Source organism: Propionibacterium cyclohexanicum, assembly GCF_900111365.1.
In the GTDB taxonomy this organism is placed as follows: domain Bacteria; phylum Actinomycetota; class Actinomycetes; order Propionibacteriales; family Propionibacteriaceae; genus Propionibacterium; species Propionibacterium cyclohexanicum.
The window spans coordinates 1-20,375 of sequence record NZ_FOGZ01000034.1 but is presented as its reverse complement, the minus strand read 5'-3'; the positions used below and the strand labels follow the sequence as shown (position 1 = coordinate 20,375).

Genomic DNA, 20,375 nt, shown 5'->3' with positions numbered 1-20,375 from the left:
GGAACCTCCATCCTCGGAAGACCTCGACCCCTCCCCCCACACCGACGCGCCACCCGACCGCGCGACATGCCCTACACCCTCATCTATGAAGAGCCTCTTTCCTATGTCGTGCGCGAGATCAACCGGGCCAGCTATATGGCCGATGCCGACGGTGTGCGCAACTACAAGGTGGAGCAGTTGCCGGCGAGTTATCCCACCTTCGGCAACACCGATCTCAACGCTCCCGCTCTGCACGTGCGCTACGCCGATGGCAGCCGTCTCACCGACCTGCGGTACCGCTCGCATCGCTTCACCGAGGGGAAGTCGGCAATCCCCGGGCTGCCGAGCAGCCGCGACGACGACGGCTCCGCCACGACGCTCGACATCGTGCTCCATGACGCGGTGCACGAGATCGACTGCGTGCTGTCGATCACGGCCTTCCCCTACCACGACGTGTTCACCCAGCATGTGCGGATCGAAAACCACGGTGCCGAACCGGTGGTGATCGATCGGGTGATGAGTGCCCACCTACCCATCGGGCGGGCCGATCTCGATCTCGTGACGCTCACCGGCGCCTGGGGACGCGAGGCCTACTCCTCCCGTGAGCCGCTGCGCCAGGGACTGCAGGGTATCCGAAGCGCACGGGGGGCCAGCGGCCACGGTCAGGTTCCGTTCCTGGCTCTCGCCGATCGCGAAACCACCCAGGACTCGGGGCGGGCATACGGCTTCACCCTCGTCTACAGCGGCAACTTCGCTGCGACATGCGAGGTGGACATGCACGACAACACCCGGGTCGATGTGGGAATCAACCCCTTCGACTTCAGCTGGCAACTCGGCCCGGGGGAGCAGTTCGACGCCCCCGAAGCGATCTGCTCTGTCTCGCAGCGGGGCTTCAACGAGCTCAGCCAGCGCTTGCACGCCTTCATGACCGACTGCCTGGTGCCCGCCCGGTTTGCCCGTGCCGAACGTCCGGTCGTCATCAACTCCTGGGAATCGGCCTACTTCGCCTTCGATGGGCGCAGCCTGCTCGCCCTTGCCCAGCGGGCCGCCCGCGTCGGTGTCGAGTTGTTCGTTCTCGACGACGGATGGTTCGGCGCGCGCCGCGATGACGTGAGCACGGCGATGGGGGACTGGTTCCCCAATGAGCCCAAGCTCGGGGGCTCCCTCGATGAGTTGATCGGCAAGATCAGGGACTTGGGTCTGGACTTCGGCCTGTGGTTCGAGCCGGAGATGGTGGCCGAGGACAGCGAGCTGTTCCGGACCCATCCCGACTGGCGGATGGAGGTGCCGGGCCACGAACCTCAGCGGATCCGCAGCGAGTACGCGCTCGACCTCACGCGTCGCGAGGTCCAGGACCACCTCATCGCAACCCTGGGCGGGCTGCTCGACAGGTACGAGATCAGTTACGTGAAGTGGGACATGAACCGTAATCTCACCGATCTGTATTCGAGCTCGTTGCCGCCGGATCGCCAGGACGAGGTGGCGCATCGCTACATCCTGGGGGTCTACCGGGTGCTCGAGGCCCTGACGCGCCGTCACCCCGACGTCCTGTTCGAGAGCTGCGCGGGTGGTGGTGGCCGCTTCGACGCAGGCATGCTCGCCTACACGAACCAGACCTGGGCCAGCGATGACACCGACGCGATCGCCCGGCTGCGCACCCAGGAGGGCTTTTCCTACGTCTTTCCGCCCTCGAGCATGAGCTGCCACGTCTCGGCCGCCCCGAATCACCAGCTCGGACGGACCACGCCGATGTCCACCCGGCTCGCCGTGGCCCAGCAAGGGGTCCTCGGATACGAGCTGAATCTCACCGAGCTGGACGACGCCGCATTGGCACAGGTGAAGGACGACATCGCCAGTTACAAGGCCAGGCGTGCGGTTCTCCAGTTCGGCGTGCATTCCCGGCTGACCACGACCGAGCCGGGCAACGAGTTCGCCTGGCAGAAGACTCTCGACGACCGGGTGATCGTCACCTTCGTGCGGGTACTGGCGCGACCCAACACCGTGCCGAAGCGGCTTCTGCTCGTCGACCTCGACCCAACGGGGAACTATCGCGACGAGCACGGTCAGGTGCACACCGGGAGTGAGCTCATGAACATCGGCCTTCCCCTGTGCTCCCTGTCCGGGGATTTCGCGTCGATCGTCTGGGAACTGACGAAGGAGTAATCGAATGCTCACATTGACGCTGCGCCATGACGATGGCGAGCTGGTGGCACGCCACAGTGCCCAGGACACCTTCTTGGCCCTGAAGAGCTACGAGTACGTGACGGGCGATGTGATCGAGCTCGAGGTCGATGAAGCCCCGGGCCTGTACTGGATCCAGTTCGACGAGGCACTCGGCGAACGGCTGGTCTATCTGAGCGAGCCGATCGTGCGCTATGAGGTCATTCTCGATGCCACCGAGCGGCGGCCCTATTCCCCCAAGATCTTCAGCGGGGTCAGGCACTATCTGTCCGCCCGGCGAGCCAGCCGGGCGGACGCGCTGACCCGCCGCAACCTCGCGCTCAATCCCTACGACCGGCGCGGGGAGGTCACGATCTATCCGCACGCCTCCTCGAACCTCGGGCCCGCACAGGACACGGCATTTCGCGAGCGCAATGCCATCGACGGGATCATCGCGAACGACAACCACGGCAGTTTCCCCTTCCAATCCTGGGGAACCGACCGGCGCGAGGATGCACGATTCACCCTCGATTTCGGGCGTCCGGTGCTCATCGACGAGCTGGCATTCGTGCTACGGGGCGATTACCCGCACGACAGTCACTGGACGGCTCTCACCGTGGACTTCGACGACTGCTCACTGGATGTACCCCTCACCGCCGAGCTCGGCCGCCAGCGGTTCACGATCAACGAGATCACGACCACCTCGCTCACGCTGAGCGGTCTGGTCAAGAACGACGACGACTCACCGTTCCCGGCCCTGACACAGATCGAGGCCTATGGGCATGACGTGGCGCAGCCCGCGGCCCGCCCCGATGCGCCGGTGCGTCATCTGGACCTGCACCGGCTGGCCCGATAGGAGCCCATGATGTCTTCGGCACGGATCGGGAAGCTGGACTCCAGGGACGACCTGCTCGCGTGGATGGAGCAGATGCTGCCGAGCGATTTCGATTACTGCACGCGCGCCGGCGCGTCCTATCCCGACCCCATCCGCCGGCTCGAAGCGTTGCTGAGGCCGTTGTGGGGACTGTGGCCGGTGCATTTCGGGCCCAGCGACGACAAGCCGCACACGAGGGGCGCCTCGTGCAGCGAGCAGGGCATCGCGCTGGCGAGGCTGGGCACCTCGACGGAGCTGTACCTGCGTGAGCTGCGCCGTCGCGTGGAGCATGACGAACTGCCCGAGATCACCACCGCCAACCGCCAGATCGCGGTGGAAACAGCGGTGCTGAGCTTTGCGCTGGCCAAGTACCGGGCGCGATTCCTCGAGCTGTTTTCCGAAACCGGCCGCCGCAGACTTGTGGACTGGCTCGGCCGGCTCAATGACATCGAATTCCCGGCAGGCAATTGGTACTTCTTCCTGGCCTTCGCCAATGCGGCACTGCGCTGCAATGGACTGCGCTACTCGCCCGAACGCCTCGATTTCGCGCTGGCGGGCATCGACTCGTTCGCCGAAGGCGACCACTGGTACACCGATGGCCCCGGCGAGCAGCGCGACTACTACGTGGCCTTCGCCTTCCACTTCTACGGCCTGCTCTATGCCCGGTATTTCGCCCCGCAGGACGACCGGTACGCCCAGAAGTTCCGGCATCGCGCGGTTGCCTTCGCGGAGGACTTCAGCTACTGGTTCGATGCGCAGGGCCGTTCCCTGCCGTTTGGCCGTAGCCTCACCTACCGCTTCGCCCATGTCAGCTTCTGGAGCGCCCTGGTGGTCACCGGGTCCTACCGCGACGCCGCCCTGTCCCTCGGCCAGATCAAGGGCATCATCCTGCGCAACCTGCGCTTCTGGCAGCAACGGCCCATCACCGCGCCACGCGAGAACAATCTGCTCATCGGCTATGGATACGGCCAGCCGCTCATGGCCGAGGACTACAACGCGCCGGGTTCCCCGATGTGGGCATTCAAGGCCTTCCTGCTGCTCGATCTGCCCGCCGACCACGCCTTCTGGCACACCGAGGAGGAGACTCTCGACAAGGCCGCGCTGCGCGCCCAGCCCGAACCCGGCTTCCTCCTCGCGAGTTCGGCGCGCCAGACCACCGCTCTGTCGGTGCGTCAGTGCCCGCGCAACCCCCAGCTCTACCGGGCCGCGGAGAAATACGGCAAGTTCGCCTACTCGACGTTCTTCGGCTTCAATGTGGGACGCGGGCCACAGGGCCTGGAACAATTCGCCCTTGACTCGACGCTGGCATTCTCGGTGGCCGGCCATGACCAGTATGCGAGCCGGCTGATCAGCGACGGGGGGCACGTCGCTGAGCGCTACGCCCTGAGCAGGTGGCGACTGTGGGGCTCGCAGATCGCGGTGACCAGCTTCCTCGTCCCCCTCAGCGCCGAGTGCCACGCACGGGTGCATCTGGTCGAGACGACACTGGCCGTTGACGTCGCCGAAGGCGGTTTCCCGCTGCACGGCTGGAACCGCAAGTATGACCAGATGCGCCTCGGGCCCCGGCGCGTCAGCGTCACGAATGCGTTCGGATGCTCGTGGATCGAGGATGCACTCGGCGGGCGGGACGCCCGGGTGGTCAGCCAAGGCCCGAACACGAATCTGTACTCGCCCGAGAAGAACGCCATCCCGGCCCTCGCCGGCCGGCTTGACCCCGGGCACCATGTGCTCGCCTGTGTTGTGGGAGGCGAGCCTGCTCAGGTGCTGCCCGACGGGCTGGCAGCGGACTGCCCTGCCCCTGGGCCGAACGAAAATCGTCCTCAGGTCACCGTAGGTGTCGAAGCCGGGCGAGTGCGGGTGAGCTGGGGTAACGAAACCGTCGACATGACGGTTGAGGGTGTGGCGGGCACGACCTGAGGGGAGCCCGCTGGCACGCCCGTGGTGCGCATCGGCGTGATGCGCACGGGGAACAACGAGATGACAAGGAAACAATCCATGAGAATCGGTCTAATCAACGAGAACTCCCAGGCGGCCAAGAATGAGCTCATCTTCGGCGCCTTGAAGTCCGTCACCGATGAGAAGGGCTACGAGGCCCTGAACTTTGGCATGTATGGCACGCAGGGCGAAAGCCAGCTGACCTATGTGCAGAATGGGCTGCTCGCATCCATTCTGCTCAACACCAAGACTGTCGACTTCGTCGTCACCGGATGCGGCACCGGTGTTGGGGCCATGCTCGGCGCCAACAGCTTCCCCGGCGTGGTCTGCGGCCTTGCGATCGAGCCCACCGATGCCTTCCTCTTCTCCCAGATCAACGGCGGCAATGCACTGTCCATCCCGTTCGCCAAGGGCTTCGGCTGGGGTGCCGAGCTCAACCTGCAGCTCATCTTCGAGCGGCTGTTCGCCGAGCCCATCGGGGGCGGCTACCCCAAGGAGCGGGCTGTTCCCGAGCAGCGCAATGCCCGCATCCTCAGCGATGTGCGCGCCACGGTCCAGCGTCCCCTCACCGAGGTGCTGCACGAACTTGACCAGGACTTCGTCAAGGAGACGGTGGCCGGGGAGCACTTCAAGGAGTACTTCCTCCAGTACGCCGAGGACGGCGAGCTGAAGGACCAGGTCAGCGCCTTGATCGGCTGACGATGGGCCTGTCGAGTGCCCGCACCTGGCCCGCACGGGCCTGGTGGAATCGACGATGACAAGGAGTTGTGACATGGAACAGCGTTACGCAACGAGTCCGGCCGAGGTCGGCGCCGCCAGCACCGAGGAGCTGCGTGCCCGCTGGCTCGTCGAGGAGGTTTTCGTCCCCGGCGAGCTTCGGCTCGTCTACACCCACCACGACCGGATCATCCTCGGTGGGGCCCAACCGGCCGGGAAGCCGATCGCCCTGACCGGAGCGGAGCAGATCCACGCCGAATATCTCCTGGAGAATCGGGAGCTCGGCATCGTCAATGTCGGTGGCGCCGGGGTGGTGAATGCCGACGACGAGCGCTTCGAGCTCCCCAAGGGAGCCTGCCTGTACCTGGGGCGGGGCACGCGCGATGTCGTGTTCAGCGATGCCGAGCCCGGCTCCGATGCCCAGTTCTATCTGTTCAGTGCTCCGGCCCATACCTCCTATCCCTCGCAGCTGGCGCTGCCCGGACAGGGTACGGTTCGGGAGCTCGGTGCCCAGGTGACCAGCAACGAGCGCTCCATCGAGCAGTTCATCCACCAGGGCGGCATCAAGTCCTGCCAGGTGGTGATGGGCGTGACCACGCTGCATCCCGGCTCGATGTGGAACACCATGCCGGCCCACACCCACGACAGGCGCACCGAGTGCTATCTCTACTTCGATGTGCCGCAGGACGCCCGGGTGATCCACCTGTGCGGCGAGCCGCAGGAGTCGCGCCATCTCGTCGTGGCCGACCGCCAGGCAGTCATCTCGCCGTCGTGGTCGATCCACGCCGGCGTCGGCACCTCGGCCTACTCGTTCGTGTGGGCGATGGCGGGGGAGAACCAGTCCTACGACGACATGGACGCGGTGCCTGTGGAGAGCATCCGCTGACGCTGCCTATCCCACGGCCAGTGGGAGGGACACTCACCGAAGGACGGTGACCCGTCCGCTGGCCCAGGCCTCGCGGCCATCCCGGCGCAGCTCAGCGACGGGCTCATGGCCCAGGCCGCATCCCGGTGCGCCCCGATGACCGCCTCGTGCAATGACCGCCGAGAGTGTCATCCCGATAGTCCGCACACAGCGTCACGGGAATATGATTGTTCGTTCAATGGTGGGCGCAATGCCCCGAAGTCAGGAGTACTGCGTGCCGGACAAGCTCTACGGCGGCGTTCTCGTCAAGGCGGCGAGCATCCTCGATGTGCTCGCGGACGACGACGTTGCCACCATCACCGAGATCTCGCGGACGACGGGTATCTCGCAGTCGACGGTGTCGAAGATCACCGCGACCCTCGAGTCGATCGGCTTCGTCCAGCGCGACGAGGAGAAGAAGACCATCACTCTCGGCACCGGCTTCCTGCGCTACGCCAGGGCAGCGACCGGGACGCGGCGGCTTGTGCTGATCGCCGAGCCCCACCTGGTGATGCTCAATCGCGCCATCGACGAAACCATCCACCTCGGCGTGGTCGCCGGCGACAAGATCGTCTATGCCGACAAGATCGATCCGCAGCACAAGTACATCTACATGACCTCGCAGATCGGGGCCGAGCGGGCGCTCTACTGCACAGCCATGGGCAAGGCGGTGCTGGCCACCTACTCCCCACAGGATCTCGACAGGTACATCGCCAGGACCGAATTGCGGCGCTTCACGGCGAACACGATCACCGACCCCGACGAGCTGCGGCGGGCTGTGGAGCAGGCGCGGATCAATGGCTACGGGGTCGACGACGAAGAACAAGAATCCGAGGGCTACTGCGTCGGGACCGCCCTCATGCGCGACGGGCGTCTCTACGGAGCGATCAGCGCGAGCTTCCCGAAGTACCGGCTCACCGAGGAGTACCAGGAGAAGATCCTTCGGGAGTTGTTCGTCGCGAAGGCCCGCATCGAGGCCGAGCTGTAGCCAGATCTGCCGGGTAACCTTCAGGGGTGAGTGAACTGCCAGGCAGCGAGCCGCCGGAGTGGTGGGACGACCCCGCGATGCCCTGGCGGCAGAAGCCGGGGCGCGCGGACTTCGCGTGCCTGGCGTGGATGGGCGTCCTCGGCGTCGTGAGCATGGCCATGCTGCCCGTGCGTGCCTGGCTGCTCGGTTCGCCCGACCGGATTCCTCTGCTCGTGGCACTCACCGGTAGCCGCTCAGGAACGGTCTCGCTCGGCGCGCTCGTGCACACCGGGCAGTACTCGGTCGTCTGGGGCGTCGGCCAGCTGATCGTCCACCTGCCGTGGATTGTTCCGGTCATCGCGGGCACCATCATGAGCTGCAAATTCGACTGGGTCTACTGGTGGGCCGGGAAGCTGTGGGGCCGCGGAATGATCGAGGTGTGGGCCGGCAAGTCCCCGCGGGCCAGGCACCGCTACGAGCGGATGGAGCGCTGGGCAGCGAAGATGGGCTGGCTGGGCATCGTCATTGCCTATCTGCCGATTCCGCTTCCGCTCATGCCGGTGGTCTTCGTGCTGGCAGGGGCCAGCGGAATGAGCGTGAAGCGATTCATGGCCCTGGATCTGACGGTCTGTCTCGCGTGGCTGCTGGGTTTTGTGGCGCTCGGCGCGGCGGGCGGAGCTCCGGTGGAAACGGCGCTGGGCATCTACGCCAAGGTGGCCAACTTTGTCACTATTGCCTTGATCGTCGCCATCGTCGCATGGACCTTTGTGCGCTCCTCGAAGAAGACCCGGACGCCCGCCAAGAACTGAAGCCGGAACCTCCTGCGCTGAAGCCGCACGCGTCTGCGCCGGGCCGGGTGCGAACGGCTCAGGCCTGTCCTCGGCCCAGGGCGGCTCGGTAGCTGTCCTCGGCACGCTGGTTGAACGCCACGAGCCAGGCCTGTGCCACGCTCGTCGGCGTCGAACGCACGGTGTCCACGGCGATGGTGGCGGCCTGCGCCATCGGCCAGCCGTAGACACCGGTGGAGATGGCAGGGAAGGCGATGGAGTCGGCGCCGAGCTCATCGGCCACTCGAAGGCACTCCCGGTAGCAGCTCGCCAGCAGCTCAGAACGGTCCTGGTTCGGCGAGAAGACCGGGCCGACGGTGTGAATCACCCAGCGGGCCGGCAGCTCCCCGGCCGTCGTTGCCACCGCCTGGCCGACCGGCAGTCCCGCCGGGAGAACAGTCGCGCGCAGCTCCCGGCAGGCCTGCAGGATCTTCGGGCCCCCCGCGTGGTGGATCGCGCCGTCGACACCACCTCCGCCCAGGAGCGAAGAATTGGCCGCATTGACGATCGCCTCGGCTGCCACCGTGGTGATGTCAGCTCGGATGATGTCCAGTCTCATGAGCACAGTCTCGTGCATCGCCGGTCCAGACCCGGCATGCTGGGTGCGTGGTGTGTCATTGCGTGCCCATGTTCGCTCGCCGGGAGGAAGCATGAATCTGGAAAAGGTCGTCTTCGGCTTCTTCGTCACCCTTGCGGCGTCGCTGAACTTCGGCTTCTTCTACGGCCCGCTCGACGATCCGACCATGCACAACGGATACGAACTCATCGCGGCGCTCGTCGTGAGCCTCATCACCACCGTGCTCAAATTCGGAGACCGCACTCAGCTGGGTGCGGTTCACCTGGCGACCAGTCTCGTCGCCGATCTCCAGTTGGTTGTCGCCGCGACGATCTGGGTGTGGGCGACCCAGATCGCCGCTCTGCAGATGACACCGACCCATATGTCCGTCATCGTCTCGATGTCGGGCGGGGCGCTGCTCGCCAATGTCGTCTCGGTCATCCTCATGGTCAGCGAGATCGTCCAGGTGCGGCGCTGATCGACCATGCCTGCCTCCAGCACGAGCACTCGCCATCCGGGGGTGCTCACCGATGTCTTCTATCTCATCTTGCGCAGAATGCGTTTCCCGCTCATCCTGCTCATCGGGGTCTACGTCTTCTGCACACTGGGCCTCTCGGTGATCCCGGGCGTGGACGCCACGGGCGCTCCGAGCGCGCCGATGGGGGCATTCAATGCCTTCTATGTCGTGAGCTTCACCGGCACCACCATCGGCCTGGGCGAGATCCCGCAGGCATATTCCACCGCGCAGCGCATGTGGATGGTCATGACCATCTATCTCACCGTCACCGGCTGGTCCTACTCGCTCGTGAACATCCTGGCTCTGCTTCAGGAGAGGTCCTTCCAGAACGCCCTGCGCCAGGCGCGGTTCAGCCGGCGCATCTACGGTTTGCGTGAGCCCTTCTATCTGGTGGCGGGGGCGGGGGAGACGGGCACCCTGGTCTGTCACGGCCTGGACCGGCTCGGGCTGCGTTTCGTCGTCGTGGAGCGCGACGAGGACCAGCTCTCCCGCCTGAGACTGCAGGAGTTCCGCACCGACCCGCCCCTCATCGTGGCCGATGCCAGCAGGCCGGCGGTCATGCGGGGTGCCGGACTGCTGTCGCCGCACTGCCATGGCGTGGTGGCCGTCACCGAGGACGATGCCACGAACCAGGCCATCGCCGTGAGCACCCGGCTGCTGGCACCGCGAGTGCCCGTCCTGGCCCGGATCCGTGACGCCGACACCGAGACCCACGTCGGGGTATTCGGCGGCGATCTGGTGATCAATCCCTTCGAGCGCTTTGCCCGCCAGCTCGCCTCGGCGATCATCGCGCCGGCCCGGTACCGACTGAGAGCCACGCTCACCGGGCTGCCCGGCGAGCCCACCCCGGTGCGCCATCAGCCGCCCGGGGGACGCTGGATCATGTGCGGCTTCGGGCGCTTCGGCCATGCCGTCGTGGAGGAGCTGCGCGAGACCGGCATCGAGGTCACCGTCGTCGACCAGCTGCACTTCGAGGAGGGCGGAGTGGACGTGCGTGGCACCGGTACCGATTCGGAGAGCCTGCTGAGGGCGGGGGTGCGCGAGGCTCACGGCATCGTGGCGGGCAATGCCTCGGACACGAAGAATCTCGCGATCGCGGTGGCAGCCCGGGAGCTCAATCCGGACATCTTCATCGTCACCCGGCAGAACCAGTCCGCCAACACGCCGTTGTTCGAGGCGTTCACCGACGATCTGTGCATGGTGCCCAGCCACATCGTCGCCCAGGAGTTCCTGGCCCGGATCACGACGCCACTGCTGGGGCAGTACCTGCGCCGGATCGACCAGTACAGCGAGCGCGAGTGCGCGACGCTCTCGGAGCAGTTGGCGCGCTACGGCAGGGGCAGGATCCCCGAGCTGTGGGACGTCGCCATCCGGCCGGGACGCGCACAGGCGGCGTGGCAGGCGATTTCGGGGGGCGGCGAGGTGAAGCTGGGCCATCTGCTCACCGACCCGGTCGACCGGGGCCGACGGGCCGAGGCGGCGGTGCTCATGATCCGGCGCGGGGCCGTCATCATCGACCGACCAGATCCCGAGCAGCCCGTGATGGCCGACGATCGGCTGCTCCTCGTCGGGTCCTCGCGGGGGCGCCGCGACGTCGACCTCGTGCTGGGCAATGCCAACGCGCTGCACTACGTGCTGACCGGTCAGGAGAGCAGTGGCGGTCTGGTCTGGCAGTGGCTCACTGCCAAGCGGACTCCCGCAGGCCGCGCCTGAGCGGAGCCCTCAGGTGCTTGGGCCAGATACTGACGTGCCCGGACTCGCCTGGCTCAGTCCGCCCAGCAGTGTCTGGACGCTTCCGGACTCGCCGCGCCAGGCCGCGAACATCATCTGCGAGTTGTGGGCCACCACCATGCCTTGGCCCGTGTCGACGGCAATCATGCCGCCATCCGCCCGCCGGGGCGCGATCTCCTCGTCGAGCACATGAGCGATGGCCTGGCCGGCGGATTCGTGCAGATAGGCCATCCGGGAGTGCACCTCGTGCGCTGCCACGCTCTCCAGGAAGGCTTCGCCCACGCCTGTGCAGCTCACTGCCACGCTGCCCCCATGGGCGTAGACCCCAGCTCCGATGACTGGGCTGTCGCCTATCCGCCCAACGGCCTTGTTGGTCATGCCCCCGGTCGAGGTGGCCGCTGCCAGATGCCCGGTGACGTCGAGCGCCACAGCCCCCACGGTGCCGTGGGCCGGCCCGCTGACGCCCGCCTGCTGGGCCTGGGCGAGCCCCTGGAGCCTCTCGTCCGTGACGAACCACGCCGGGTCCATGACCGACAGCCCCCAGGTACGTGCCAGCTGTTCGCCGGGTGCGCTGACGAACACGTGGGGACTTCGCTCGAGCACGGCTCGGGCCGCCAGCACTGGATGACGGATGACTCGGCTCCCTGTCACTGCGCCGGCCGATCCTTCGCCGGTCATCACCGAGGCGTCGTGCACGGCCTGTCCCGAAGCGTCCAGGGTCGCCCCGCGGCCCGCATTGAACAGGGGATCGTCCTCGAGTGCGCAGACGGCTTCGCATACGGCGTCCAGAGCGCCGCCCGAGCGCACCAGCACCTGTTCACCGGCGAGGTAGGCAGCTCGAAGCCCCTTCCGGTAACCGGATGCGAACTGCTCCTGCAATGCCCTGGGATGCGATCCTGCTCCGGCGTGGATGACCAGCGCCCAGCCACGGCCCGCAGGCCCGATCTGCAGCACCCGTGCCGGCACCTGAGGATGCGACACCCGCGAGGCCGCTGATCCGCGTGCGGCAGCTGGGGGCGTGGTCTCACTCATGGAGGCCGATTCTCTTGTAGAGCGCCTGCAGCGGCCCAGGCGCCCACCAGTTCCACTTGCCGAGCACCGTCATCGTGCTGGGCACCAGCAGCATGCGCACGAGGGTGGCGTCGGTGGCCACGGTGATGGCCAGCGCCACGCCGATCTGCTTGATCGCCATCATCTGGCCGGACACGAAGCCCAGGAAGACGGCGATGATGATCGCGGCGGCCGAGGTGATGATGCGTCCCGAGCGCTGGAGCCCCCGGGCCACTGCCTCATCGTTGTCGTGACCCAGATCCCAGTACTCCTTGATCCGCGCCAGCAGGAAGACCTCGTAGTCCATGGCCAGCCCGAAGCCGAAGGCCAGCATGCAGGCCACGATGAAACTCTCGAGCCCGTTGACCTGCGGAAGACCGAGATGGCCGTGCTGGAAGAGCCACCAGGTGGTGCCCAGCGAGGCGATCAGCGAGAAGACGTTGATGACAAGCGCCTTGAGGGGCACGATGATCGATCCTGTCATGGCGAACAGCAGGATGAACACCGCAAGCACGACGATGGTGATGGCGGCCGGCGCGCCCTGCACCAGCGAGTGGTCGAAGTCGATCTGGCCTGCCGCCGATCCGCCCACCCACACCTGGAAACCGGGATTGAGGGCGCGCACGTCGTGGACCGCGGAGATCACCTTCGGGCCCACCGGGTCGGAGCTGTCCATGGCGATGCTGATCTGCGTCATCGAGTCGTGCCGGGGCAGCGGCTGCACTTGCACATTCTCGACTCCGTCGATGGCCTTGATCGAGTTCACCAATCCGCCGGTCCGCGTCGGCACGGCATCGGCGATGACGGTGATGTCAGGAGTCGCGAGGGCGGGATAGTCGCGCTGCAGCGTGTCGTACCCGGTGCGTACCGAGGTGCCGGCGGGGATGTAGTCGGCGAATGACGATCTCGTCGAGAGGCTGCTGATGGGTGAGGCCATCAGTCCCATGATGGCGACCACGGCCACGATGAACAGCCATGGATGGGCGATGACGCGGTGCGCCAGCTTGCTGAACACGCCCTGGTCGCTCGATGCGTCGCCTACCGTCCGCAGTGCTCGCCGCAAGCCAGGCACCCGGGTGATCCAGCTCGGCCGCACGAGGTGCGCTCCGAGCAGCGTGATCATGGCCGGGACGAGACTCACCGCCGTCATGACAGCGAGCAGGGTTACGGCCACTCCGCCGGCGGCGATCATTTTGAGGATGCTCGACCTCATGACGAACAGGCCGGCCAGCGCGCAGGCGATGGTGAGCGCCGAGTACGAGACGGTACGCCCGGCGGTGCTCACCGTTCGTGTCACCGCTTCGCGCACCAGCTCGCGCATCCGAGCCGGCTCGGGCAGGTCGTCCCCTTCGCCGCTGCGGCCGTCTGCGCGCAGCGCGGCCGCGATCTCCTCGCGGTAACGGCTCACCACGAGCAGGCCGTAATCGATCGACAAGGCCAGCCCGATGATCGAGACGACATTGATGATGAACGAGTTGATGTCCATCGCGAAGGTGACGGCCCACATCACCCCGAGCCCGATCCCGATCGCGGTGAGTGCCCCGACGAGGGGGAGACAGGCTGCCAGCAGCCCGCCGAAGACGATGACGAGCAGCAGGAGGGCGACGGGAAGGCCGACGCTCTCGCCTCGGACCAGGTCGTTGCGGACGAGATTGCTGATCGCGGTGCCGATGGTGTCGGTGGAGACCTGATGGCCCGAGGCCTGTGGAAAACTCTGTCGCAGGTTGTCGACGAAACCGTGCATCGCTGCGTCGATCGCGTCGCTGGTGGCGCTCACCTGCTTGGCGCTCAGGCCCTCGTCCAGCGTCAGCACCATGACGAAGCCATCGCCATTCTTGCTGAGCAGCGCCTGGGCCTGCGGGGATCGGGGATCGGGCACGCTGAAGGCGTCCGTCTCGGAGGCCACGTGCTCGACCCTGAGGTCCTCCCGGTGCTGCGCCAGCACGCCGGCCAGCTCCTTGCTGTGCCCGGCGACGTCGACGCCGGTGAACACGAGCGTGGCGGTCTTGGCCGCGCCCGGGTCGCTGGTGGTGAGATCGATCACCTGCTGGGACTGCGTGCCGGGGACCGAGGAATCGGCGCTGGTCAGGCGCTCGAACAGGCCGCCATGCCCCCAGCCGAACAAGGCGAAGCTGGCCAGGATGCCCAGGGCGAGTGCCCAGGCAATGACGACGGTGAGGGGATGCCGGGCGATGGTGCGGCCGATCCTAGAGAACATGCCCTGCCTCGTTCCAGATTATCCAGTACTCACCTGCGATGAGGACCGCGAGCCGATCGCCATGCCGGTGGAGCCCCCGGAGGGAGTCGAACCCTCGGCCCTTCGCTTACAAGGCGAATGCTCTGGCCGCTGAGCTACGGAGGCGCGGGGACCATTCTGCCGCCCGCGGGCCCGTCGGCGAAACCGAGAGGATCGGCCGCCGGGCCCGCAGGCAGGGTGTGGTCGGTGAGGTGATGTCAGCGGGAAATGCCGGGTCCGGCCAGGAAGGCGAGGCAGTCTCCGCGCAGGCTCAGCTGCTCACCGGCCTCGATGAATCCTGCCCGGCCCTTGCGCAGTTGGCCGGCCGCCCCGGCGGCATCGGACAGCTCGGCCCCTCCCTCGATGACCAGCAGGATCCGGGGTGCGTCCTGAGCCGGAAGCTCGACGGCGACGCCGGTCTGCGGAGTGATCCGCCACAGGGAGAACTGGTCGTCCTGGTTGGGATAGCGGCTCAGCCCCGGGCCGATCGGTTCCGCAACGAGGATGTCGGGCTTGCTGGGGGTGAAGCTCAACATGTCGACCAGGACCTTGACGTCGATGTGCTTGGGCGTGAGGCCGCCGCGCACCACGTTGTCGGAGTTGGCCATGATCTCCACGCCCGTCCCCTTGACATAGGCGTGCAGGACGCCGGCCGGGATGTGCAGCGCCTGCCCGGGCTCGAGCCAGAAGTGATTGAGCAGCAGGGCAGCGAGGATGCTCGGATCGCCGGGCCGGGCCTCGTCGAGCTGAATGGCCAGCCGTGCGAAGTCGCCCAGCGCGCCCTGATCCTCCGCGTGATTGACGGCTGCCGCGAGGACGCCTTCGAGCATGGCGGTGTGGCTCTCGTCGGGGCACAGGCAGTCGAGGAAGACCTCGGCCAGGGCCAGCTCCGCGCTGCGGTGGCGCAGTGGCGCGACAAGCTTCTCGATGGACTGGGCCGGTTCGAGCGCATCGAACAGCTCCGCGGTCTCGTGAGGGTCGCGGAAACCACCGAGTGCCTCGAAGGGGCCCAGAGCTGCGAGCAACTCGGGCTTGGGCCACGTGTCCTTGAAGGTGCGGCTGGGGTCGTCGATCGGGATGTGCTTCGCCTCCTCATCGGCGAAGCCCTTGGCCGCCTGCTCGGGCGAGGGATGCGCCTGCAGGCTCAGCGGGGCATTGGCTGCGAGGATCTTCAGCAGATAGGGGAACTTGCCGCCGAAACGCTCTCGGGTGGGTTCGCCGAGCAGCTCGGGGGATTCGGCGATCAGCGCGTCCAGGGTCTCGTGGTCGATTCGCGCTGGACCGCTGGGGTGGGCCCCCAGCCAGTACTCGGCGACCGGCGCGCCGGTCGCCTCGGTGCCCAAGATCTGTGGAATCGCCGTGGGGGAGCCCCAGGCGTAGTCCTTGACAACGCCCTCCATTGGTCGCATCGCAGCCCTCAAATCCCTTCGTGAAGTCGTTGGCTCGGGTGGTGTGTGCGGCTTGTCGGCGCTGGTCTTCGTCGTTGCGCGGTTGACCCGCCGCCGCGTTCCTCACTATAGGGCGGCAGACGTACGCCACCTCCTGGGTGGGAGAGGTGTGCCATGCCCAGCTGCCGGGCGAGGGACGCCGCCTCCAGCTGGCGGGCGAAGGCTGTGCACAGCCTTCGAGTTCGCGGTGGCTCGCTCAGTAGCATGGAGACATGTCCGAGTCCACCCCCCACAGCAGTGAGGCTCGCCTGTCCGAGCGCGACGCAGCCGTTCTCGACTTCGAGAAGTCGTGGTGGATGTCACGCTCCTCGAAGGAACAGGAAATCCGGGAACGGTTCGGGCTGTCGACGGCGCGCTACTACCAGATCCTCAACGGGCTCATCGACGATCCCGCAGCCCTCAGGCACGATCCGCTCCTGGTGAAGAGACTGCGTCGGCTGCGCGAGCAGCGGCACAAGGCGCGGTCCGCGCGACGGCTGCGCGACGACTGAGAACGGCGCGTCGGCGCGCAGACCAGGGGCCGTCAGCATTGAGCGAGGTGTGCTCAATCTTCCCCAAGTTCTTTGCACTCTCGGGTATCGAGTGCTAAGAATGACTTAGCACTCGGTGTGGCTGAGTGCCACTGAGGGAGCCGAGGGTGAGGCCGGATTCCGGTCGTCCGTCGCGGGCACCATCGTTCCCACCCGACAAGCATCGGGGGTTTCGGCCCCCGTCCAGACCAAGCGCCGGGGCGACCCGGAGCGGGAGGATTCCCACCAACAATGGCAAAGCTCATTCAGTTTGATAGCGAGGCCCGCCGTGGTCTCGAGGCGGGCATGAACACGCTCGCCGACGCGGTGAAGGTGACGCTCGGGCCCAAGGGGCGCAATGTCGTCCTCGAGAAGTCGTGGGGCGCCCCCACCATCACCAATGACGGGGTGTCGATCGCCAAGGAGATCGAGCTGGCGGATCCCTACGAGAAGATCGGCGCCGAACTGGTCAAGGAGGTCGCCAAGAAGACCGACGATGTCGCCGGCGACGGCACGACGACCGCTACCGTGATCGCGCAGGCCATGGTTCGCGAGGGGCTGCGCAATGTCACGGCCGGTGCCAATCCGATCGAGCTCAAGCGCGGTATCGAGAAGGCCACTGCCGCGATCAGCGCCCAGCTGTCCAAGGCCGCGATCGATGTCGAGACCCGCGAGCAGATTGCCCAGACCGCCTCCATCTCCGCTGGTGACGAGACCGTCGGCGATCAGATCGCCGAGGCGATGGACAAGGTCGGCAAAGAGGGCGTCATCACCGTCGAGGATTCCAATACCTTCGGCCTCGACCTCGAGCTCACCGAGGGCATGAACTTCGACAAGGGCTACATCAGCCCTTACTTCGTCACCGACACCGAGCGCATGGAGGCCGTCCTCGACGATCCGTACATCCTCATCGTCGACGGCAAGGTCAGCTCCCTGAAGGACCTGCTCCCCATCCTCGAGAAGGTCCAGCAGACCGGCAAGGCGCTCGTCGTCATTGCCGAGGACGTCGACGGTGAGGCCCTCGCCGGCTTGGTCGTCAACAAGATCCGCGGCACCTTCAAGAGTGTCGCCGTCAAGGCCCCGGCCTTCGGCGATCGTCGCAAGGCCATGCTTGGCGACATCGCCATCCTCACCGGTGGCCAGGTCGTGTCCGACACCGTCGGCCTCTCGCTCGAGACCCTGCCGATCGAGCTGCTCGGCAAGGCGCGCAGCGTGACCGTGAGCAAGGACACCACCACGATCGTGGACGGCGCCGGCGACAAGGAGCAGATCCAGGGCCGGATCAAGCAGATCCGCACCGAGATCGAGAACTCCGATTCCGACTACGACCGGGAGAAGCTCCAGGAGCGCCTGGCCAAGCTGGCCGGTGGTGTGGCCGTCATCAAGGTCGGTGCCGCTACCGAGGTCGAGGCCTCCGAGCTCAAGCACCGCATCGAGGACGCCGTACGCAATGCCAAGGCTGCCGTCGAAGAGGGCATCCTCCCCGGAGGTGGCGTGGCCCTCATCCAGGCCGCCAAGGCTGCCGAGCTCGGTGAGCTGACCGACGACGAGAAGATCGGCGCCGACATCGTCTTCACGGCGGCCGAGGCCCCCCTGAAGCAGATCGCCACGAATGCCGGCCTCGAAGGCGGCGTCGTTGCGGAGAAGGTCAAGAACCTTCCCGCTGGACAGGGGCTCGACGCCGCCACTGGCGATTACGTCGATCTCGTCAAGTCCGGCATCATCGATCCGGCCAAGGTCACGCGCTCGGCGCTGCAGAACGCGGCGTCCATCGCCGGCCTCTTCCTCACCACCGAGGCCGTCATCGCCATCAAGCCCGAGCCGAAGCCCGCTGCCCCGGCCGCGGGTGGCGACGACATGGGCGGAATGTACTGATCGCATTGAGCCGAGCGCCGGCAGTCGTGCGATCGGCTCGGTAGTGCAATCGATCGGTAGTGCAATCGACTCGGGGGCCGGCCGTGGGGCCGTCCCCCGAGTCGTCCGTGGTGTACCTCGGCCCCTCGTGGGTAGTGATGGCCCGTCGTGGGTAGTACTTGTGCAGGTTCGGGCACATCATCACCACTGACGGGCGGAGCGTCATGGCGCAGCGGAATCCCTACGCGCGAGTGATTGTCCAGCAATGGGTCTCGCTCGACGGCTTCGCCGCCGGCCCCGGCGGCGAGATGGACATCGTGGCGGCGGTCGACGAGGACGCCGACATGAGGAGCCAGCAGTACAACGACCGTTTGCTGTCCGGGGTGAGCGCCGTGATGCTTGGCAGGCGCACCTATCAGCAGTTCGCCGGGTACTGGCCCGGGGCCACGGAGCCCATCGCCCCCCGGATCAATGAGATCCCCAAGGTGGTCGCCTCGAGGACACTGCGCAAAGCTGGCTGGGGCAGCCACCGCCCGGCCATGGTCGTCGCCGATCCGGTGGCCCATCTGCAGGCCTTCCGCCGCGAGCAGCCGGCAAACCTCATCGTGTGGGGCTCTTTGAGCCTGACCGCCGCGCTGTTCGCGGCCGACCAGATCGACGAGCTCGATCTGTTCGTGGTGCCCGTCTGGCTGGGTGAGGGCACCCCCGTGCTGCCGGCGTCCCCACCCCGCCGCCTGCGCCAGATCGTGGGCGAGGACTGGGGCACGATCAGCCATCTGCGCTACTGGGTCCCCTCGCCAGGACAGGGCGGAGCGTCGGCACGAGGGGCCTCGTGATGCGCTGATGCGCCGGCTGCCCAGGTGATTGCTCGGCGGGCCGTGCCCGGTGTATCACGCCGCGGCCATCCGGCTTGCCCATGGGGCGAGGATCGTAGCGGGGCCTGCCGCCCCGCGATGAGAGGAGAACGCTATGGCGACACAGTTCACCGCCCACGATGGCCTCATCCTGCCCTCGGTGGGGTTCGGTACCTATCAGCTCAACGGTGTGCGCGGACGGGAGGCTCTCACCCGGGCGATCCAGAACGGCTATCGCCTCATCGATTCGGCCGTGAACTACCAGAACGAGGGAATGGTGGGGCAGGCGGTGCGCCGCAGCTCGGTGGGCCGTGAGCAACTGGTGGTGGTGAGCAAACTGCCCGGGCGCGCGCATTGGCACGACAAGGCCATCGAGACGATCGAGGAGAGCCTGTTCCGGATGGGCCTGGACCAGATTGACCTCTACCTCATTCATTGGCCCAATCCACGGATCGGCAAATATGTGGAGGCCTGGCAGGCGCTCATCGAGGCCCGGGAGCGCGGTCTGGTGCGCAGCATCGGGGTGTGCAACTTCCTGCCCGAGCATCTCGAGCGGCTGGAAAGGCAGACCGGGGTGCTGCCCAGCGTGAATCAGATCGAGTTGCACCCCTACTTCCCGCAGAGCGAGGCCGTGGAATACCACCGTGCCCACGGCATCGTCACGATGGCGTGGAGCCCGCTGGGGCGCGGGCGCTCACTGCTCCAGGAGCCGGTCATCACGAGGATTGCTGCGGTCCACCGCGCAACCCCGGCCCAGGTCGTGCTGGCCTGGGACAACGCGCGCGAGGTCCTCCCGATCCCGAAGGCGAGCTCGTCGGCTCGCCAGATGGAGAACCTGTCCAGCGTGAAGGTCCAGCTGAGCGAGCGGGAGATCGAGGCCATCACGGCGATGGGTCGAGCGGATGGGCGCCTCGACGGCCAGGACCCGATGAGCTATGAGGAGCTCTGAGCCAGCCGGACGGGCGCCCGAGGACTCCGCCAGGAGTGTGGAGGGCTGGACTTGACATGGTCGGGTGAGGCGAGTAACGTATTCCGAGCTGCCGCAGGGTGGCTTGACAACTCAACAGGACCTTCGAAGCTCTTGGGAGTTTATCTTTCGAGGCTTTGAGGGAATATCGGGAATGGTCTTCTGGTTTTGTTGTGGGGGGTTGTTTCTGGTATCGTTTGGTTGGTTGTTTTGGTGGGCTGGCTGGGCTTTTGGGTTTGGTTGGTTTGCTGGTTTGTGTTAGTGTGTGGTTGTTGTTCCGGGCTTGTTGT

At 66.5% G+C, this 20,375-nt stretch carries 17 protein-coding genes and 1 tRNA gene; 13 read left to right on the top strand and 5 right to left on the bottom strand.

The features are described 5' to 3' along the window. Window positions 1-66 precede the first annotated feature (66 nt). The 7 genes from BMX93_RS11905 to BMX93_RS11875 all read left to right on the top strand — a co-directional run bounded on the left by BMX93_RS11905 (window position 67) and on the right by BMX93_RS11875 (window position 8,345). On the top strand, window positions 67-2,142 hold the full coding sequence (locus BMX93_RS11905) for an alpha-galactosidase (protein WP_091971370.1): 2,076 nt from the start codon (window positions 67-69) through the stop codon (window positions 2,140-2,142). 4 nt (window positions 2,143-2,146) lie between these two features. Beyond that, window positions 2,147-2,995, top strand: coding sequence for a hypothetical protein (locus BMX93_RS11900; RefSeq protein WP_091971368.1), 849 nt, complete (start codon window positions 2,147-2,149; stop codon window positions 2,993-2,995). A 6-nt stretch (window positions 2,996-3,001) separates the two neighbouring features. Then, the gene (locus BMX93_RS11895; protein ID WP_091971366.1) at window positions 3,002-4,930 is read left to right on the top strand and encodes a DUF2264 domain-containing protein; all 1,929 of its coding nucleotides are present in this window, start codon (window positions 3,002-3,004) and stop codon (window positions 4,928-4,930) included. Between the two features lie 78 nt (window positions 4,931-5,008). Next, entirely contained in the window at window positions 5,009-5,647 is a 639-nt protein-coding gene (locus tag BMX93_RS11890; protein ID WP_091971353.1) for an RpiB/LacA/LacB family sugar-phosphate isomerase, read from the top strand. Between the two features lie 73 nt (window positions 5,648-5,720). Continuing rightward, the gene (kduI, locus tag BMX93_RS11885) at window positions 5,721-6,551 is read left to right on the top strand and encodes a 5-dehydro-4-deoxy-D-glucuronate isomerase (RefSeq protein ID WP_091971352.1); all 831 of its coding nucleotides are present in this window, start codon (window positions 5,721-5,723) and stop codon (window positions 6,549-6,551) included. A 229-nt stretch (window positions 6,552-6,780) separates the two neighbouring features. Further along, window positions 6,781-7,557, top strand: coding sequence for an IclR family transcriptional regulator (locus tag BMX93_RS11880; protein ID WP_177170226.1), 777 nt, complete (start codon window positions 6,781-6,783; stop codon window positions 7,555-7,557). A 26-nt stretch (window positions 7,558-7,583) separates the two neighbouring features. Continuing rightward, entirely contained in the window at window positions 7,584-8,345 is a 762-nt protein-coding gene (locus tag BMX93_RS11875; protein ID WP_245725849.1) for a DedA family protein, read from the top strand. A gap of 58 nt (window positions 8,346-8,403) precedes the next feature. Here BMX93_RS11875 and BMX93_RS11870 read toward each other — a convergent pair whose 3' ends face one another. Continuing rightward, window positions 8,404-8,922: an O-acetyl-ADP-ribose deacetylase gene (locus tag BMX93_RS11870; RefSeq protein WP_091971372.1), complete on the bottom strand. Its 519-nt coding sequence runs from the start codon at window positions 8,920-8,922 to the stop codon at window positions 8,404-8,406. Window positions 8,923-9,013: 91 nt separating this feature from the next. Between BMX93_RS11870 and BMX93_RS11865 the strand changes: the two genes are divergently transcribed. Beyond that, a complete protein-coding gene (locus BMX93_RS11865; RefSeq protein WP_091971346.1) occupies window positions 9,014-9,397 on the top strand; it encodes a DUF6394 family protein in 384 nt (127 codons plus the stop codon). Window positions 9,398-9,403: 6 nt separating this feature from the next. Beyond that, complete coding sequence (locus tag BMX93_RS11860) at window positions 9,404-11,149, top strand: potassium channel family protein (protein WP_091971344.1); 1,746 nt, start codon at window positions 9,404-9,406, stop codon at window positions 11,147-11,149. A gap of 9 nt (window positions 11,150-11,158) precedes the next feature. On the opposite strand, the gene BMX93_RS11855 is transcribed toward BMX93_RS11860, so the two are convergent. The 4 genes from BMX93_RS11855 to manA form a co-directional block, all read right to left on the bottom strand. Then, window positions 11,159-12,199 carry an isoaspartyl peptidase/L-asparaginase family protein gene (locus tag BMX93_RS11855; RefSeq protein WP_091971342.1) on the bottom strand — a complete coding sequence of 347 codons (1,041 nt, stop codon included), beginning with the start codon at window positions 12,197-12,199 and terminating at the stop codon, window positions 11,159-11,161. After that, the gene (locus BMX93_RS11850) at window positions 12,192-14,435 is read right to left on the bottom strand and encodes an MMPL family transporter (RefSeq protein ID WP_091971340.1); all 2,244 of its coding nucleotides are present in this window, start codon (window positions 14,433-14,435) and stop codon (window positions 12,192-12,194) included. The genes BMX93_RS11855 and BMX93_RS11850 overlap by 8 nt, the downstream gene beginning before the upstream one ends. Window positions 14,436-14,503: 68 nt before the next feature. Then, window positions 14,504-14,579: transfer RNA gene (locus BMX93_RS11845), tRNA-Thr, on the bottom strand. Between the two features lie 92 nt (window positions 14,580-14,671). Continuing rightward, window positions 14,672-15,862, bottom strand: coding sequence for a mannose-6-phosphate isomerase, class I (gene manA, locus BMX93_RS11840; protein WP_091971338.1), 1,191 nt, complete (start codon window positions 15,860-15,862; stop codon window positions 14,672-14,674). A gap of 251 nt (window positions 15,863-16,113) precedes the next feature. On the opposite strand from manA, the gene BMX93_RS11835 reads away from it, so the two are divergent. The 4 genes from BMX93_RS11835 (at window position 16,114) to BMX93_RS11820 (ending at window position 20,067) form a co-directional block, all read left to right on the top strand. Beyond that, window positions 16,114-16,392, top strand: coding sequence for a DUF3263 domain-containing protein (locus BMX93_RS11835; RefSeq protein WP_091971336.1), 279 nt, complete (start codon window positions 16,114-16,116; stop codon window positions 16,390-16,392). A gap of 270 nt (window positions 16,393-16,662) precedes the next feature. Then, window positions 16,663-18,285 (top strand): chaperonin GroEL, encoded by a 1,623-nt coding sequence (gene groL, locus BMX93_RS11830; RefSeq protein WP_091971334.1) that lies wholly within the window; start codon window positions 16,663-16,665, stop codon window positions 18,283-18,285. Window positions 18,286-18,488: 203 nt separating this feature from the next. After that, window positions 18,489-19,100 carry a dihydrofolate reductase family protein gene (locus BMX93_RS11825; RefSeq protein ID WP_091971332.1) on the top strand — a complete coding sequence of 204 codons (612 nt, stop codon included), beginning with the start codon at window positions 18,489-18,491 and terminating at the stop codon, window positions 19,098-19,100. 133 nt (window positions 19,101-19,233) lie between these two features. Further along, window positions 19,234-20,067 (top strand): aldo/keto reductase, encoded by an 834-nt coding sequence (locus tag BMX93_RS11820; RefSeq protein ID WP_091971330.1) that lies wholly within the window; start codon window positions 19,234-19,236, stop codon window positions 20,065-20,067. Window positions 20,068-20,375: the final 308 nt, after the last annotated feature.